The organism is Microbacterium sp. NPDC091662 (assembly GCF_044756705.1).
Taxonomy (GTDB): Bacteria; Actinomycetota; Actinomycetes; order Actinomycetales; family Microbacteriaceae; genus Microbacterium.
The window spans coordinates 1,079,519-1,093,807 of record NZ_JBIVTM010000001.1; the positions used below are offsets into that span (position 1 = coordinate 1,079,519).

General features: G+C 69.0%; 16 protein-coding genes. 8 read left to right on the top strand and 8 right to left on the bottom strand.

From position 1 onward, the window contains the following. Window positions 1-70: 70 nt before the first annotated feature. A complete protein-coding gene (locus tag ACIQLD_RS05150; protein WP_402605828.1) occupies window positions 71-994 on the bottom strand; it encodes a DUF817 domain-containing protein in 924 nt (307 codons plus the stop codon). Between the two features lie 63 nt (window positions 995-1,057). After that, window positions 1,058-1,930, bottom strand: coding sequence for a PHP domain-containing protein (locus ACIQLD_RS05155; protein ID WP_402605830.1), 873 nt, complete (start codon window positions 1,928-1,930; stop codon window positions 1,058-1,060). Window positions 1,931-2,030: 100 nt separating this feature from the next. Between ACIQLD_RS05155 and ACIQLD_RS05160 the strand changes: the two genes are divergently transcribed. The 3 genes from ACIQLD_RS05160 to ACIQLD_RS05170 are packed head-to-tail and all read left to right on the top strand — an operon-like array spanning window position 2,031 to window position 5,429. Beyond that, the gene (locus ACIQLD_RS05160) at window positions 2,031-3,053 is read left to right on the top strand and encodes an endonuclease/exonuclease/phosphatase family protein (protein ID WP_402605832.1); all 1,023 of its coding nucleotides are present in this window, start codon (window positions 2,031-2,033) and stop codon (window positions 3,051-3,053) included. 36 nt (window positions 3,054-3,089) lie between these two features. Continuing rightward, on the top strand, window positions 3,090-4,511 hold the full coding sequence (locus ACIQLD_RS05165) for an aminopeptidase P family protein (RefSeq protein WP_402605835.1): 1,422 nt from the start codon (window positions 3,090-3,092) through the stop codon (window positions 4,509-4,511). Window positions 4,512-4,520: 9 nt separating this feature from the next. Beyond that, window positions 4,521-5,429, top strand: coding sequence for a phosphotransferase (locus ACIQLD_RS05170; RefSeq protein ID WP_402605837.1), 909 nt, complete (start codon window positions 4,521-4,523; stop codon window positions 5,427-5,429). Between the two features lie 37 nt (window positions 5,430-5,466). Here the strand turns inward: ACIQLD_RS05170 and ACIQLD_RS05175 are convergent, their stop codons facing one another. Then, complete coding sequence (locus ACIQLD_RS05175) at window positions 5,467-6,129, bottom strand: alpha/beta family hydrolase (protein ID WP_402605839.1); 663 nt, start codon at window positions 6,127-6,129, stop codon at window positions 5,467-5,469. A gap of 25 nt (window positions 6,130-6,154) precedes the next feature. After that, window positions 6,155-6,925 carry a general stress protein gene (locus tag ACIQLD_RS05180; RefSeq protein ID WP_402605842.1) on the bottom strand — a complete coding sequence of 257 codons (771 nt, stop codon included), beginning with the start codon at window positions 6,923-6,925 and terminating at the stop codon, window positions 6,155-6,157. Between the two features lie 85 nt (window positions 6,926-7,010). Here ACIQLD_RS05180 and ACIQLD_RS05185 point away from each other — a divergent pair, with 85 nt between their 5' ends. Genes ACIQLD_RS05185 through ACIQLD_RS05200 form a run of 4 tightly spaced genes read left to right on the top strand, consistent with a single transcriptional unit; the run spans window position 7,011 to window position 10,423 of the window. Next, window positions 7,011-8,279, top strand: a complete 1,269-nt coding sequence (locus ACIQLD_RS05185) for a magnesium transporter MgtE N-terminal domain-containing protein (RefSeq protein WP_402605844.1) — start codon at window positions 7,011-7,013, stop codon at window positions 8,277-8,279. Continuing rightward, the gene (locus ACIQLD_RS05190) at window positions 8,279-8,791 is read left to right on the top strand and encodes a DUF1003 domain-containing protein (RefSeq protein WP_402605846.1); all 513 of its coding nucleotides are present in this window, start codon (window positions 8,279-8,281) and stop codon (window positions 8,789-8,791) included. Before ACIQLD_RS05185 ends, ACIQLD_RS05190 begins: the two co-directional genes overlap by 1 nt. Then, window positions 8,788-9,909: an Mrp/NBP35 family ATP-binding protein gene (locus ACIQLD_RS05195; RefSeq protein ID WP_402605848.1), complete on the top strand. Its 1,122-nt coding sequence runs from the start codon at window positions 8,788-8,790 to the stop codon at window positions 9,907-9,909. The genes ACIQLD_RS05190 and ACIQLD_RS05195 overlap by 4 nt, the downstream gene beginning before the upstream one ends. Before the next feature lie 19 nt (window positions 9,910-9,928). Next, window positions 9,929-10,423: a YcxB family protein gene (locus tag ACIQLD_RS05200; protein ID WP_402605849.1), complete on the top strand. Its 495-nt coding sequence runs from the start codon at window positions 9,929-9,931 to the stop codon at window positions 10,421-10,423. 43 nt (window positions 10,424-10,466) lie between these two features. Here ACIQLD_RS05200 and ACIQLD_RS05205 read toward each other — a convergent pair whose 3' ends face one another. After that, window positions 10,467-10,868 (bottom strand): twin-arginine translocase TatA/TatE family subunit, encoded by a 402-nt coding sequence (locus tag ACIQLD_RS05205; protein ID WP_402605851.1) that lies wholly within the window; start codon window positions 10,866-10,868, stop codon window positions 10,467-10,469. A 90-nt stretch (window positions 10,869-10,958) separates the two neighbouring features. On the opposite strand from ACIQLD_RS05205, the gene ACIQLD_RS05210 reads away from it, so the two are divergent. Next, window positions 10,959-11,597, top strand: a complete 639-nt coding sequence (locus tag ACIQLD_RS05210; protein ID WP_402605854.1) for an O-methyltransferase — start codon at window positions 10,959-10,961, stop codon at window positions 11,595-11,597. Window positions 11,598-11,703: 106 nt separating this feature from the next. Here ACIQLD_RS05210 and ACIQLD_RS05215 read toward each other — a convergent pair whose 3' ends face one another. The 3 genes from ACIQLD_RS05215 to dapE all read right to left on the bottom strand — a co-directional run bounded on the left by ACIQLD_RS05215 (window position 11,704) and on the right by dapE (window position 14,244). After that, window positions 11,704-11,877: a DUF3117 domain-containing protein gene (locus tag ACIQLD_RS05215; RefSeq protein WP_017203323.1), complete on the bottom strand. Its 174-nt coding sequence runs from the start codon at window positions 11,875-11,877 to the stop codon at window positions 11,704-11,706. 94 nt (window positions 11,878-11,971) lie between these two features. Continuing rightward, window positions 11,972-13,189, bottom strand: coding sequence for a hypothetical protein (locus ACIQLD_RS05220; RefSeq protein WP_402605857.1), 1,218 nt, complete (start codon window positions 13,187-13,189; stop codon window positions 11,972-11,974). Beyond that, a complete protein-coding gene (gene dapE, locus ACIQLD_RS05225) occupies window positions 13,171-14,244 on the bottom strand; it encodes a succinyl-diaminopimelate desuccinylase (RefSeq protein ID WP_402605860.1) in 1,074 nt (357 codons plus the stop codon). The genes ACIQLD_RS05220 and dapE overlap by 19 nt, the downstream gene beginning before the upstream one ends. Between the last annotated feature and the right edge of the window lie 45 nt (window positions 14,245-14,289).

The window sequence follows — 14,289 nt, forward strand, 5'->3', positions numbered from 1 at the left end:
CGAGGGCGCATACGCCGGGGATACCCTGGCGCATGCGCCCTCTCGCATGTGCGGACGCAGAAACCGAACGTCAGGTGCGCCCGGTTCGACCTTCGCCGCCTGCGTCCGATGCCTGTGCACGTCCCTCGTCCGCCGTACGCAGCAGCGCTGCCGGAACCTGCGGCGGATACACCCAGGCGACCAGCACGACCGAGATGATCATCAGCAGGAACCACGAGCTCAACTTGCTCAGCGAGACCGGCTGCCAGCCCCCGACCTGATCGGGATACGCCCATGCGCCCGCCCACGTCCCGATGTTCTCTGCCAGATAGATGAACACCGCGACCCCGCCGAACACCGCCAGCAGCGGCAGACGGATCGTGCGACGCCACACCCGCGCGTGCATCACGGTCGGCAGCCATAGCACCACGACTCCCGCGAGCAGCACCCAGCGGGCGTCCCACCACCAGTGGTGGGTGAAGAAGTTGAGATAGATCGCGACCGCGAGGACAGCCGTCATCCATCGGCGTGGGTACCGTGTGAAGCCGAGGTCGAACAAGCGGTAGACGCGCACCATGTACGATCCGACCGCCGCATACATGAAGCCGCTGAACAACGGGACGCCGCCGATACGGAGTATCCCGTCTGCGGCATAGGCCCACGAGCCCACATCGGTCTTGAACAGCTCCATAGCTGTGCCGGTGATGTGGAACAGGACGATGACCCACAGCTCGCGCCCGCTCTCCAGACGGAAGACGAGCATCGCCACCTGGATGAGAACGGCGGCGATGGTGAGCGCGTCATTGCGTGCGAGCGCCGCATCGTCGGGATACCACAGGCGCGCGGCGACGATCAGGACCAGCAGCGCCGCCCCGAAGATGCACGCCCACGCCTGTTTGACCACGAACACCGCGAACTCGATCAGACCGGCGCGGACGCCGTTCGACGGGGCACCGAGGAGGAGTCGATGAGCCCACGCGTCGGCGCGTCGCTCGAGGGAAGTCGCTCGCTGCATGCTTCGGACGGTATCGGCCCCGCTCGACAGGTCGCCGGGAGATGGCCGCCAGAATGCCGAGGATCAGGGAAAGCGCGGGGCGGTGCCCGTACCGCGTGCTATGAGCCTGGCCACCATCTCCTCGGACGTGGTGTTCTCGCCCGGACGGTTCGGCTTGCCGGTGCCGTGATAGTCACTCGAGCCCGTGACGATGAGGTCGTGCGTCGCGGCGATCTCTCGCAGCAGCCTCTTGCCCGCCTCCGTGTTCTCACGATGCTCGATCTCGAACCCGCCGAGGCCCGCCTCGATGAGTCGCTCGATGAACGCCACGGGCATCATACGATCGCGCCCCGCCGTCACGGGGTGGGCGATGATCGCCACTCCCCCCGCCCGGGTGATCAGACGCACCGCGATCAGCGGATCGGGGGCGTAGTGGGGCTCGTAGTACCCCTCCCGCGGATGCAGGATGCCGTCGAACGCCTCGGTCCGATCCCGCACGATGCCACGGGCGATGAGGGCGTCGGCGATGTGCGGACGCCCGACGGTCGCGTCGAGTGTCGTCTGCGCCACCACGTCTTCCCACTGGAGGTCGTAGTCGCGCCCGATGTTGCGGACGATCCGTTCGGCACGACCGATCCGATCCCCGCGGATGCGATCGGTCTCGGCACGCAGTGCCTCATCCTCCGGATCGAAGAGGTAGCCGAGCACGTGCACGCTGCGCCACTCGTGCTTCGCGGAGAGCTCCATCCCCGGGATGAAGGTCATCCCCTGTGCGGCCGCGGCATCTGCCGCCTCGTCCCAGCCGGTCGAGCGGTCGTGGTCGGTCAGAGCGAGCGTGCGCACCCCGTGCGCGTGCGCCTGTCGGACCACCTCGGCCGGCGACTCCGTGCCATCGGAATGGTTGGAGTGCAGGTGCAGGTCGGCGGGACCGGCGAACCCATGGGACGAAGTGGCCATCCTCCGAGCGTACCGAGCGTCGACCCGCGCGGACGCGGAGGCGCACGGAAGCGGATGTCGAGGCAGGGACTTCACAGGCGACGCTCCTAGGCTTGTGGGGATGTTTCGTCTCCTGGGGATCCTCTTCACCGTGCTGCTCGCGATCGCGACGGCGGTCGTGGTGTGGCCGCAGTTCTTCCGTCTCGAGCAGACCTACCCGTTCGCGCAGCTCGTGTCGGCTCGCGGCGTCGTGCTCGGCGGGTTCCTCGTCGTCGCAGTGCTCGCGCTCCTGCTGCTGTTCGCCCGTCCGCTCCGCGGATTCGCCGCTTCCGTCCTGATCGTCGCGCTGCTCGGTGCCGGCGCGACCGCGGCGATCGGTGCCGTTCGCGGCTTCGGGGGCTCCACGCTCCCGGAGAAGACCGAGGGCAGTGTTCGAGTGCTCACCTGGAACACGGCGGGAGAGGCGGTGTCTGCCGAGGTGATCGCCCAGCGGATCCTCGATCAGGGGGCCGACGTCGTCGCCCTTCCGGAGACGACCGAGGCCGTCGGTGAGCGCATCGCGATCATGCTCCGCGAGCAGGGACACCCGATGTGGGTACACCACGTGCAGTTCCGGCCGGATGTGCAGGACGGGCCGCAGTCGTGGCAGACGACCGTGCTGGTCGCCCCTGACCTCGGCGAGTACTCGGTGATCGAGTCGGCGAAGGACGGGACCAGCAATACCGGCTCGGTGCCCAGCGTCGTGCTCATGCCGATCGACGGCTCCGGCCCCACCATCGTCGCCGTGCACGCGGTCGCGCCGCGCATGGAAGAGATGCAGCAGTGGCGCAGTGATCTGCAGTGGATCGCGGATCAATGCCCCCAGGGCGACTTCATCCTGGCCGGCGACTTCAACGCGACGATCGACCACATGGCACCTCTGGGTGTGGAAGGCGGCGACATCGGCTACTGCCGCGATGTCGCCTCCCGCACCGGCAACGGACTCACCGGCACCTGGCCGAGTTCCCTTCCCGCGCTCGCGGGGGCTCCGATCGATCATGTGATGGCGTCGCAGAACTGGGCACCGACGGGATCCGTCGTGCTCGACGACGCCGGTGGCAGCGACCACCGCGCCCTGGTCGTGCAGCTCGAGCCCGCCGGCTGACTCCCGCACCCGCCCGCCAGGTGACAGACTGGAGGGATGAGCACAGGAGAGCGCGACACGATCGCAGAACCCACCGTCGAAGCGTCTGTAGAGAACGGCACCACCAATCGCAAGCAGCCCTTCCCCCAGGGCTTCCTCGACACGATCTCGACCGGTTGGGCCGAGCGCCCTGAGACGCTTCCGGCGCCGCGCGCGCAGGCGTCGTACGCGGCTGTGCGTCGGGCGGCCGTTTCTGCGGCCTTCCCCGGCAAGCGCCTCGTGATCCCTGCCGGCTCTCTCAAGCAGCGCAGCAACGACACCGACTACGTCTTCCGCGCGCATTCCGCCTTCGCACACCTCACGGGGTGGGCATCTGATGCCGAGCCCGACTCGGTCCTCGTCTTCGCGCCGACCGAGACCGGCCACGACATCACCCTCTACTTCCGCGAGCGCGCCGACCGCACCACGACCGAGTTCTACGCGGATGCCACGGTCGGCGAGTTCTGGATCGGTCCGCGACCGTCCCTCGCCGGCGTCGCCGCCGACCTCGACATCGCCACCGCCCATCTGGACGACAGGGAAGCCGTCGAGGGCGAGCTGGTGCTCGACGAGGACGAGACCCTCACCCGCTTCGTCTCGGAGCTGCGGCTCATCAAGGACGAGTTCGAGATCGCCGAGATGCGCCGCGCCGTCGAGATCACGGCGAACGGCTTCGACGACATCATCCGCGAGCTTCCTGCCGCGACGGCTCATGCACGCGGCGAGCGCGTCGTGGAAGGCGTCTTCCACCGCCGCGCACGCGAGGACGGCAACGGCGAGGGCTACGACACGATCGCCGCCTCCGGCCCGCACGCCTGCTACCTGCACTGGACGCGCAACGACGGAACCGTGGTTCCCGGTGACCTGATCCTGGTGGATGCGGGTGTGGAGGCCGACAGCCTCTACACCGCCGACATCACGCGCACGCTGCCCGTCTCCGGCACGTTCACCGACGTGCAGCGGCGCGTCTACGAGACGGTGCGCGAGGCCGCCGACGCGGCATTCGCCGCCGCTCGGGTCGGTGTACGCTTCCGTGACGTGCACGGAGCCGCCATGAAGGTCATCGCCGAGCGGACGGCCGAGTGGGGTCTGCTGCCCGTCACCGCCGAAGAGGCTCTGGATGCCGACAAGGGCGGCCAGCACCGTCGGTACATGGTGCATGGCACCTCGCACCACCTCGGCATCGACGTGCACGACTGCGCCCAGGCCCGCCGCGAGATGTACTACGACGGCATCCTCGCACCTGGCATGGTGTTCACGATCGAACCCGGACTCTACTTCCAGATCGACGACCTCACGGTGCCTGCCGAGCTCCGTGGCATCGGCGTGCGCATCGAGGATGACATCGTGATGACCGAGGACGGCCCCGTGAACCTCTCGGCCGGCATCCCCCGCACGGCCGACGAGGTCGAGGCGTGGATCGCGCGGCTGCAGAGCTGACACCGGCGGATGCATGAGGGCGAGCTCGCACTCGAGCCCGGGGTCGCGGCGCAGCTGATAGCGCGCCGCTTCCCCGAGCTCCGCGGCGTCCCCCTGCGCCCCGTCTCCACGACGGGCACCGTGAACAGGATCATCCGGGTGGGCGACGCACTCGTCGCCCGTTTCCCGATCGTCGGGGCATCGGTCGATGAGCTCGTGCGCGAAGCGGCAGCACTCGACGAGTTCGCCGCGTCGAGCCCGTTCCCCGCACCACGCTCCTACGGCACCGCGTCCGCATCGGAGGAGTTCGATTCGGCCTGGGCCGTGCAGACGTGGATCGAGGGCGACGTGGCGGATCCCGAGCGCTCCGCCACGTCCGAGCAGCTCGCCCACGACCTGGTCGCCCTCATCAGCGCGCTGCGCTGCGTCGACGTGCGCGGCCGAGTGTTCGACGGGAGAGGTCGGGGCGGATCCCTCGGCGACCACGACGAGTGGGTCGCGACGTGCCTGATGCGCAGCGAGCATCTCGTCGACACGGCCCGTGCGGCGCGGCTCTGGGCGGCGCTGCGCGAGCTCCCGTCTGCCGACACCGCGGTGATGAGCCACCGCGACCTCACGCCGTTCAATCTCCTGATCGCGGAACACGAGGGTGCGACCCGATTGGCCGGAGTACTCGACGGCGGGGACTTCGGTCCCGCGGATCCCGCACTCGACCTCGTCGCCGCCTGGCACCTCTTCGATGCCCCGGTACGACGCATCATCCGCGCCGGAGTCTGCCCCGACGACGCCGAGTGGCACCGCGGCGCTGCCTGGGCGCTGCAGCAGGCCCTGGGGCTCGGCTGGTACTACGCGCGGTCGAACCCGGCGATGAGCGCCCTGGGTATCTCGACCGTGGAGCGCGTGCTCGCGGACGCGGAACTGTCGGCGCTCGTCGACTGAGGGGTCATGCGACCGAAGCGCGTACGGCGGAGGGCCGTCAGCGCTCCGCGCCGCCGAGGGCGAACTCCGCCACGATCGGGGCGAGTGAAGCCCCGATCTGCGCGGCGGGCAGCTTGCGCCCCTTCACCTCGAAGGTGTGCCCGCCGCCGTCGATCCAGACGACGCGCGCGTCTCGGCAGGTGGCGACGGCCGCCTCGAACTGCCGGATCGGCTGGATGAAGGGATCGTTCGTCCCTTCCACGAACAGCTGCGGGACGGTGATCCCCGGCAGATGCTCGACCCGTGGCTTCTCCGGACGTCCGGGCGGATGAAGGGGATACCCCAGGTAGGCGAGCCCGTCGACACGCATGCCCTCGGCGACGGCCATCGACGCCATGCGTCCGCCGTACGACTTGCCCGTCGCCCAGAGGGTCGACGAGGGGGCGGACTCGCGCGCGAAGGTCGTGACCGCGTTCCACGTGGCGATCGCATGCGCGGCGGGCCCCGGCATCCGTCGCCCCTGCTCCACATAGGGGAAGTTGAAGCGGAGGGTCGAGAAGCCCATCGCGCTCAGTGCGTCGACATAGCCGGTGAGGAACGGATGGTCCTTGCCGGTCCCCGCGCCGTGCGCCACGATCACCGTCGCCCCATTGTCGCCGAGTGTCCAGTCGGCGGACACCACGGTGACGCCCGACGGGAGGGCGACCTGGATCTCGACCATCAGATGGAGAGCGCTGAGGTCGCCGTCATGCCCGTTCGCCCTGGACGCCCTCTGCGCCGGGAGCGGCGTCGGGCTCGACCGGTGTCACGGTCGACGCAGCGGCGGTCCCTGCCGATGCGGTCCCGGGCTCGGGCGTCGTCCCGGGTTCCGGGTCGGCGACGGGCTCGGCGACCGGTTCGGCAACCGGTTCGGCGACGGGGTCGGCCGGCCGCGGAGGGATCACGGGCTCCTCGGGCCCCGGGGTTGGTTCTGGAGCGGTCGCGCCCGGTGTGATCCGCTCGCCGTACCGCGGCGGTTCGTCGAGGTTCACCGGGGGTCGCACCGGAGCGACCTTGTTGGCGCCGAGGACCTGGCGGGCCTTGCCCAGCGATGAGGACAGGACCGTGACCTCATAGTGGTCGGCCGCGAACTGGGTGACGCTGGCGAAGTCGCGCCGACGACGGACGATCGCGTACGTGACCAGGCTCAGGAGCATGCCGACCGCGACGCCGATGAGGACGAAGCCGAGGAAGAGTTGGATCGGCACCTCGGGGTTGCCCAGCACGAGGATGGCGGCAAGGAACAGCCCGATCAGCACGCCGTTGATCGCACCCGAGCGCGCGGCGGCCGCATAGCCGAGCTTGCCGGTCACGCGTTCCACCGTGCGCACGCTCTGCCCGACGATGGCGATGTCGCGCGCCGGCACCTCCCCGGCGATCAGCTTCGAGACCGTCTTCTGCGCGCTCTCGTAGTCGCGCATCGACGCGACGATCTCGCCGGTGTCTGTGCCGCTCGCGGGCCGGTTCAGCATGCTCATCCGGCTATTCTTCCACGCGTACCGCCGGACGGCCCGAGGCACGGCCATCCCGCCGGAGACCCGGGGCGCCGACTACTCTGGAGAAGTGAGCACACAACGGGTTTTCGCCGCGCGCCTTGCCGGGTGCGCCGTCTTCGACCCCGTCGGCGACCGGCTCGGCAAGGTCCGAGATGTCGTCGTCGTGTATCGAAGTACCGCGGCACCCCGTGTCATCGGTCTGGTCGTGGAGATCCCCGGACGACGGCACGTGTTCCTCTCGATCGGGCGTGTCACCTCGATCCGTTCCGGCCAGGTCATCACCACCGGCCTGATCAACGTGCGACGCTTCTCTCCGCGCGCCGGCGAGGTGCGTGTGCTCGCCGAGATGCTGGGACGACGCGTGAGCTTCGTCGACGGCAGCGGCACGGCGGTCATCGAAGACATCGCGATCGAACCGAACCGCCTCGGCGAATGGGCGATCAGCCAGCTGTTCCTCCGCCGCCCGAAGACCAGCGCCTCCCCGTTCGCGAAGGGCCCGACGACGTTCGCGGCATGGAGCGAGGTCGCCGAGCAACGCGCACCCGGTGAATCGCAGTCGGCTGAGCAGCTGGTCGCCTCGTACTCCGAGCTGCACGCCGCCGACCTCGCCAACACGCTGCTCGACCTTCCGCAGCAGCGCATGATCGAGGTGGCCGAAGAGTTGTCGGACGACCGCCTCGCGGATGCCCTCGAGGAGATGCCCGAAGACGAGCAGGTGCACATCCTCGACCGTCTCGGCGACGAGCGCGCCGCCGACATCCTCGACCAGATGGAACCGGACGACGCGGCCGACCTGCTCGCCCAGCTCGCCCCGGACCGTCTGGAGCAGCTCCTCGAGCTCATGGAGCCGGAGGAGGCCGAAGACGTCAGGATGCTGCTGCGCTACGGGCCCGACACGGCCGGTGGTCTGATGACACCGGAGCCGATCATCCTGTCGGCCGACGCCACCGTCGCCGAGGCGCTCGCGCTGATCCGCCGCCACGAGCTGCACCCGGCGCTGGCCGCCGCAGTGTTCGTGACCCTTCCGCCGTTCGAGACTCCGACCGGGCGCCTGCTCGGACTCGTGCACTTCCAGCGGATGCTGCGCTACCCGCCGCACGAGCGACTCGGGGCGATCCTCGACGACAGCCTCGAGCCCGTGCCCGTCACCGCCTCCGCCGCCGAGGTGGCGCGATTGCTGGCGAGCTACGACCTCGTCTCGCTTCCCGTGATCGACGCGGCGCATCGCCTCGTGGGAGCGATCAGCATCGACGACGTGCTCGACTACCTGCTGCCCGACGACTGGCGATCGCACGACAGTGACGACGCCGCCGCTCCGGCGAAGGAGGTGCGCTGATGCCCCGCTCCCCACGCCTCGATGCACCAGGGCGCACGACCACCCGACCTCGGGCGACTTCCCGCGACCGCTTCGGCCGCTTCACGGAGTGGGTCGCGCGGGCGATGGGGACGCCCGCGTTCCTGCTGATACTCACCCTGTTCTGTGTGCTGTGGATCGTGTGGAACACCCTGATGCCGGATCAGTTGCGCTTCGACGACGCCGCACTCGGCTTCACGGCCCTGACACTCATGCTCTCGCTGCAGGCCTCCTACGCCGCACCGCTCATCCTGCTCGCGCAGAACCGTCAGGACGACCGCGACAGAGTGCAGATCGAACAGGACCGCCAGCGCGCCGAGCGGAACCTGGCCGACACCGAGTACCTCGCCCGGGAGATCGTGGCCCTGCGGATGTCGCTCGAGGAGCGCAATTCACAGGTCGTGACGCGCGACGTGCTCCGTCAGGAGCTCAAGGCGCTTCTCGCCGAGCTCGAAGAGTCTCCCGAGAAGACCCGATCCGGCTCCGCATCGTGACGGCGGTGGAGCGCGTCCGATCCGCCGTCGCCGCTGTGACGGATCCCGAGCTGCGTCGTCCCATCGGCGACCTCGACATGGTCCGTGCGATCACGGTCGACGGCGATCGCGCCCACGTCGGCATCGTGCTGACGATCGTCGGCTGCCCGGCGGCGGCGAGGATCGAATCGGACGTCCGCGCGGCCGCGGCATCCGTTCCCGGCATCGCAGAAGTCGAGGTCGAGGTCGGCGTGATGACCCCGACCGAGCGCAAGGCGCTCACGGAGAAGCTCCGCGCGGGCCGCCCTGCACGTCACATGCCGTTCGGCCCCGACTCCCTCACCCGCGTGATCCTCGTCTCCAGCGGCAAGGGCGGCGTGGGTAAGTCGACGGTCACGGCGAACCTCGCCGTCGCACTCGCCGATCAGGGACTCTCCGTCGGTCTCGTCGACGCCGACGTCCACGGGTTCTCGATCCCCGGACTCCTCGGCATCCCGGCCGGCACACAGCCGACACGCATCGACGATCTGATGCTCCCCCCGGTCGCACACGGCGTCAAGACGATCTCGATCGGCATGTTCCTCCGCGACGGCGAATCCGTCGTGGCGTGGCGCGGACCGATGCTGCACCGCACCGTGTCGCAGTTCCTCACCGACGTCTTCTTCGGCGACCTCGATGTGCTCCTCATCGACATGCCTCCGGGAACGGGCGACATCGCGATCTCGATCGGCCAGCTCCTCCCCCACGCCGAGGTGCTCGTCGTGACCACTCCGCAGACCGCGGCCGCCGAGGTCGCCATCCGCAGCGGTCTGGTCGCACGTCAGACGGGTCAGCGCGTGATCGGCGTGATCGAGAACATGGCGGCATACACCCTGCCCGACGGCACGGTCATCGACCTGTTCGGCTCCGGCGGGGGTGCGGCCGTCGCCGAAGCCCTGTCCGAGCCGGGAGCGACGGTGCCGCTTCTGGCCTCGATCCCGTTGAGCCCCGCTCTTCGCGAGGGCGGAGACGCGGGCGAGCCGATCGTCGCCGGCGAGACGACCGATGTCGCGGCAACGGCCATCCGCGACCTCGCACGCACGCTCGCGCGAAAGGGCAGGGGTCTCTCCGGCCGATCCCTGCCGATGTCGATCGGCTGAACCGTGGGAGAATGAACCGGTGCCCCCACGCTCGCTGACCGTCGATGAGAGTTTGCTGCGACGGATGGCGCGAGACGCCGCGATCTACTCGCTGACCCGCCCCGCCGCCCTCGTCATGTGGGTCGCCCTCGCCGCAGCACTCGTGTTCAGCGTCCTGAACCTCAGTGTGCCCGTCGCGCCGGGAGAGGACGGCCCGTACGGAGCGGGATGGATGCCCGTGATCATCCTCGCGCTGGCAGGTTTCGCCATCGTCATGTCGGTGTCGGGCGCGCGAACCGCGGTCCGGATCGCGATGCCCGTAGAGACCGTGGTGTGGGTGTCACTCGAAGACGACAGGCTGCAGATGGGCAGCGGCCGCCGCCGCTCCGACATCGCCTACCGCACGTTCCAGAGGATGCATGTGGGCAAGGACGCCGTCCTGCTGAAGCTGCGCGACACATCCGTCGCCACGGCGATTCCCCGCGCCCTGCTCACGGACGACGACATCGCGACCCTCCGATCCAAGATCTCCTAGATCTCACTCGGCTGGTGGTCGCGGATGCCGAGGCGTCCCCGGGTCAGGTGGCTTCGGGGTCGAACGGCGGACGATTGGTCGCGCTGAACTCCTGCGGCGCGACACGGGTGGTGTTGGCGATCGTGACGGCGGCGCCGGCGATCGGCTCCGCGATCGTCTCCCGCGCCTGCAGCGGGGTCGCCGGCTGGGGTTCCTCCATGAGCGCGTCTCGGATGATCCGACGCGGGTCGTACTGCCGCGGGTCGAGCTTGCGCCAGTCGACGTCGTCGATCTCCGGGCCCATCTCCTCGCGCACCCTCGACTTGGTGGCGCGGAGGTACTCGCCGGCCTTGCGGACCATGCGGGAGAAGCTCTCCGCCGCCCGCGGAAGACGCTCGGGACCGATGATCAGGACCGCGATGAGGCCGATCAGCAGCAGCTTCTCGAAGGTGAGCCCGAACGTCATCTCTACAGGCTACCGCCGCGCCTGCGGTCCCCGCACTCACCGACCGAATACTCTGGAGAGGATCACCGGGCAGGCAGGGAGAAACAGGCCATGAGCGAGCATGACGCGAACGCGCGTTTTCTGCGCGAATCCATCGTGGAACCCGACGCCATAAGCCGCGCTCGCGCACATGCGGTCGAATTGGGAGCGATGCCGATCAGCGCCGCCGTCGGCTCGCAGATCGCCGTGCTCGCCGCTGCGACGTCCGCCCGTTCCATCGTCGAGATCGGTACCGGTGCCGGAGTCTCCGGTCTGTGGCTGCTGCGGGGCGCCCCCCAGGCCGTTCTCACCTCGATCGACAACGAGCCGGAGCATCTCGCCGCCGCGCGACAGGCGTTCGCCGATGCGAGGGTTACCCCCACGAGGGCCCGTTTCATCACCGGCCGAGCGATCGACGTGCTTCCCCGCATGAACGAGAATTCCTATGACATCGTGCTGGTCGACGCCGATCCCGAGCACGTCATCGAATATGTCGAGCACGGGCTTCGTCTCGCACGCACCGGCGGCCTCGTGCTCGTCCCCCGCGTGCTTGCGGGCGGTCGCGTGGCCGACCCCGTGCAGCGCGACGAGATCACCTCCGCCTACCGATCCCTCGTGCAGGAGACGCAGGAATCGTCTGCGGTCCTCGCCACGGTCTCGCCCGCCGGCGAAGGTCTGCTGCAGCTGATCAGTCTCGCCGAGCGCGACTGACCACCGCACGCCGCCCGGAGGGACGGTCACCGTACGCACGGAAAAAGGGCGGTGGATCCTCGGATCCACCGCCCTTTCGGATCCGCTGACGCGGATCCCAGGTCGATCAGGCCGGTGCCACGACGGCGGCAAGCACGTCGTGAAGCTCCTTGGCCTCGGCGTCGTTCACGGAGACGACCAGGCGGCCGCCGCCTTCGAGTGGAACGCGCACGATGATGAGTCGTCCTTCTTTCACGGCTTCCATAGGTCCGTCTCCGGTCCTCGGCTTCATCGCTGCCATCGTGGCTCCCTTTCCTCCGGTGGTATGGGATGAGTTTATCGGGTGTCACCGGGACCTGGAGGTCACGGAGCAACAATTGGGTCGAGCTTCACGATCACGGCACCTGCCAGAACGTGCTTCCGAGCGCATAGACGTGGTAGATCCAGAACCATTGCCCGAGGAGACAGGCGGCCAGGATGCCGACACGCCAGAGTCGCGATCGCGGCACGGCGACCGCGCCCCAGAGGGGGCTCAGGGGCAGAAGCAGGCGGAACGTGCTCGATTGCGGAAAGAAGACGGCGAGCAGATACAGCAGGTAGCTCGCGCTCCACAGACGAATGTCGGTGCCCAGTGCCCGCACCTGTGAGGAGAAGAGGAGGGCGGCAGCAGCGCCGACTACCGCCAGCACCAGCACGATCGGTCCCCACCACTGCGGCATTCCCCAGAGGGCGAACCAGAACTGCGAGGCCTGGATCCAGCCTTCGAAGGGGATGAAGCCCCCGACGCCACCGGTGATCCAGTGCTGGCGCCACGCGAGCTCGGTAGCGAGATACGCACCCGGATCCCCTGTCGCGATGCCGGCGATCACCTGCCAGGCGAAGCCGCACAGGGTGGCGAGTGCGCCGAGCGCGAGGATATGAGCGATCTCGCGCCCCGCGAGCGGATCCTGCCGACGTCGGATCCAGCGCAGCAGTCCGTGCAGGCCGAGGAACAGGGCGAAGGCGAGAACGCCGGGCCGGGTGAAGGCCATGACGGGGATGAGGATGTACAGCCAGGCGTAGGTGCGACGCGTCGTCGCATCGAGGGCGAGGAACAGCAGCAGCAGGAACAGCGTCTCGGCGTACCCGACCTGGAACATCGCCGCGATCGGTCCTGCCGCGAAGAACATCACGGCCCACATCGCCGCAGAGTTCCCGATGCGATCACGAAGCAGGCGATGAAGCGCGAGGCAGGCCAGGTACCCCGCGACGAGCGAGAGCAGGAGGGCACCGGCTCCCCAGGACCCGAGCAGCAACCCGATCCCCTTCGCCGCATATGCGAACACGGGCATGAAAGCCCAGGCGTTCTCGGCGACGTCGCCCGAGTCCGTGAGGGGCAGATCCGTCGGATAGCCGTTCTCGGCGACCAGCCAGTACCACTGCGCATCCCAGCCGAGGACGAAATCGATGAGTCCCGCCCCCGCACCGAATCGCGAGGATGAGGTCGACAGCGACGCGGCGACGATCAGGAACACCGTGGTGACGACCCGGGCTCCGAGGTAGACGACGGCCACGCGCAGGGCGACCGGCGCCTTCGCCCACCGGCGCGCAGCGCTCAGCGCGAGGTGAGCCATGCGCGCAGGCCCCGCTCCACGGCGTCGATCTGCGCGAGGGGCACACGCTCCTCGTCGTGGTGGGCGAGGTGCGGGTCGCCGGGTCCGTAGTTGACGGCCGGGATCCCGAGCGCGGAGAACCGTGCGACATCGGTCCACCCGTACTTCGGGCGCGGCTCCGCGCCGACCGCCGCCACGAACTGCTTCGCGATCTCGGCGTCGAGGCCGGGGCGAGCGCCTTCGGCGGCGTCGGTGATCTCGACGTCGAAGCCGGCGAGGACCCCCCGGAGATGAGCCTCGGCGTCGGCCGCCGATTTGTTGGGCGCGAACCGATAGTTGACCTCCACTTCGCAGGCGTCGGGGATGACGTTTCCTGCGACGCCGCCCGCGATGCGCACGGCGCTCAAGCTCTCGCGGTACAGCAGCCCTTCGACCAGCACCTCCTTGGCGCGGTACTCCGCCAGACGCGTGAGGAGAGGTGCTGCGCGATGGATCGCGTTCTCGCCGATCCAGGCACGTGCGCTGTGTGCACGCACGCCGGTGGTGCGCACGATCGCACGGAGAGTGCCGTTGCAGCCGCCTTCCACCTCACCGTTGGACGGCTCGCCGAGGATCGCGAAGTCCGCCTCGAACAGGTCGGGACGCACGGCGGCGAGCAGGCCGAGTCCGTTCTTCGACGCCTCGATCTCCTCGTTGTCGTACCACAGCCAGGTGATGTCGATCGCGGGGTCGGTCAATTCCGCCGCGAGCTTCAACTGCACAGCTGTGCCCGCCTTCATGTCGACGGTCCCGCGCCCCCAGAGATAGGGCACTCCGTCGATCTCCATGTCGCGCGTGGGCAGGTTCGCATTGATCGGCACCGTGTCGATGTGACCGGCGATCGCCACCCGCTGCGCGCGGCCCCGATCGGTACGGGCCACGATCGTGTTCCCGTGCCGGAAGACATCGAGATGATCGAGCGGGGCCACCGCCGCCTCGATCGCATCGGCGAGCGCCTTCTCGTCGCCGGAGACGCTCGGAATGTCGCAGATCGCACGGGTGAGGTCGACGGAGGACGCGGTCAGATCGAGCACCATGGGTCCAGCCTACTTACCCCGTCATGAGTGCGGTCGTCGCACGCC

Coding starts and splice junctions, on each gene's coding strand:
- ACIQLD_RS05150 (WP_402605828.1), bottom strand. CDS start 994: ATGCAGCGAGCGACTTCCCTCGAGCGACGCGCCGACGCGTGGGCTCAT.
- ACIQLD_RS05155 (WP_402605830.1), bottom strand. CDS start 1,930: ATGGCCACTTCGTCCCATGGGTTCGCCGGTCCCGCCGACCTGCACCTG.
- ACIQLD_RS05160 (WP_402605832.1), top strand. CDS start 2,031: ATGTTTCGTCTCCTGGGGATCCTCTTCACCGTGCTGCTCGCGATCGCG.
- ACIQLD_RS05165 (WP_402605835.1), top strand. CDS start 3,090: ATGAGCACAGGAGAGCGCGACACGATCGCAGAACCCACCGTCGAAGCG.
- ACIQLD_RS05170 (WP_402605837.1), top strand. CDS start 4,521: ATGCATGAGGGCGAGCTCGCACTCGAGCCCGGGGTCGCGGCGCAGCTG.
- ACIQLD_RS05175 (WP_402605839.1), bottom strand. CDS start 6,129: ATGGTCGAGATCCAGGTCGCCCTCCCGTCGGGCGTCACCGTGGTGTCC.
- ACIQLD_RS05180 (WP_402605842.1), bottom strand. CDS start 6,925: ATGAGCATGCTGAACCGGCCCGCGAGCGGCACAGACACCGGCGAGATC.
- ACIQLD_RS05190 (WP_402605846.1), top strand. CDS start 8,279: ATGCCCCGCTCCCCACGCCTCGATGCACCAGGGCGCACGACCACCCGA.
- ACIQLD_RS05205 (WP_402605851.1), bottom strand. CDS start 10,868: ATGACGTTCGGGCTCACCTTCGAGAAGCTGCTGCTGATCGGCCTCATC.
- ACIQLD_RS05210 (WP_402605854.1), top strand. CDS start 10,959: ATGAGCGAGCATGACGCGAACGCGCGTTTTCTGCGCGAATCCATCGTG.
- ACIQLD_RS05215 (WP_017203323.1), bottom strand. CDS start 11,877: ATGGCAGCGATGAAGCCGAGGACCGGAGACGGACCTATGGAAGCCGTG.
- ACIQLD_RS05220 (WP_402605857.1), bottom strand. CDS start 13,189: ATGGCTCACCTCGCGCTGAGCGCTGCGCGCCGGTGGGCGAAGGCGCCG.
- dapE (WP_402605860.1), bottom strand. CDS start 14,244: ATGGTGCTCGATCTGACCGCGTCCTCCGTCGACCTCACCCGTGCGATC.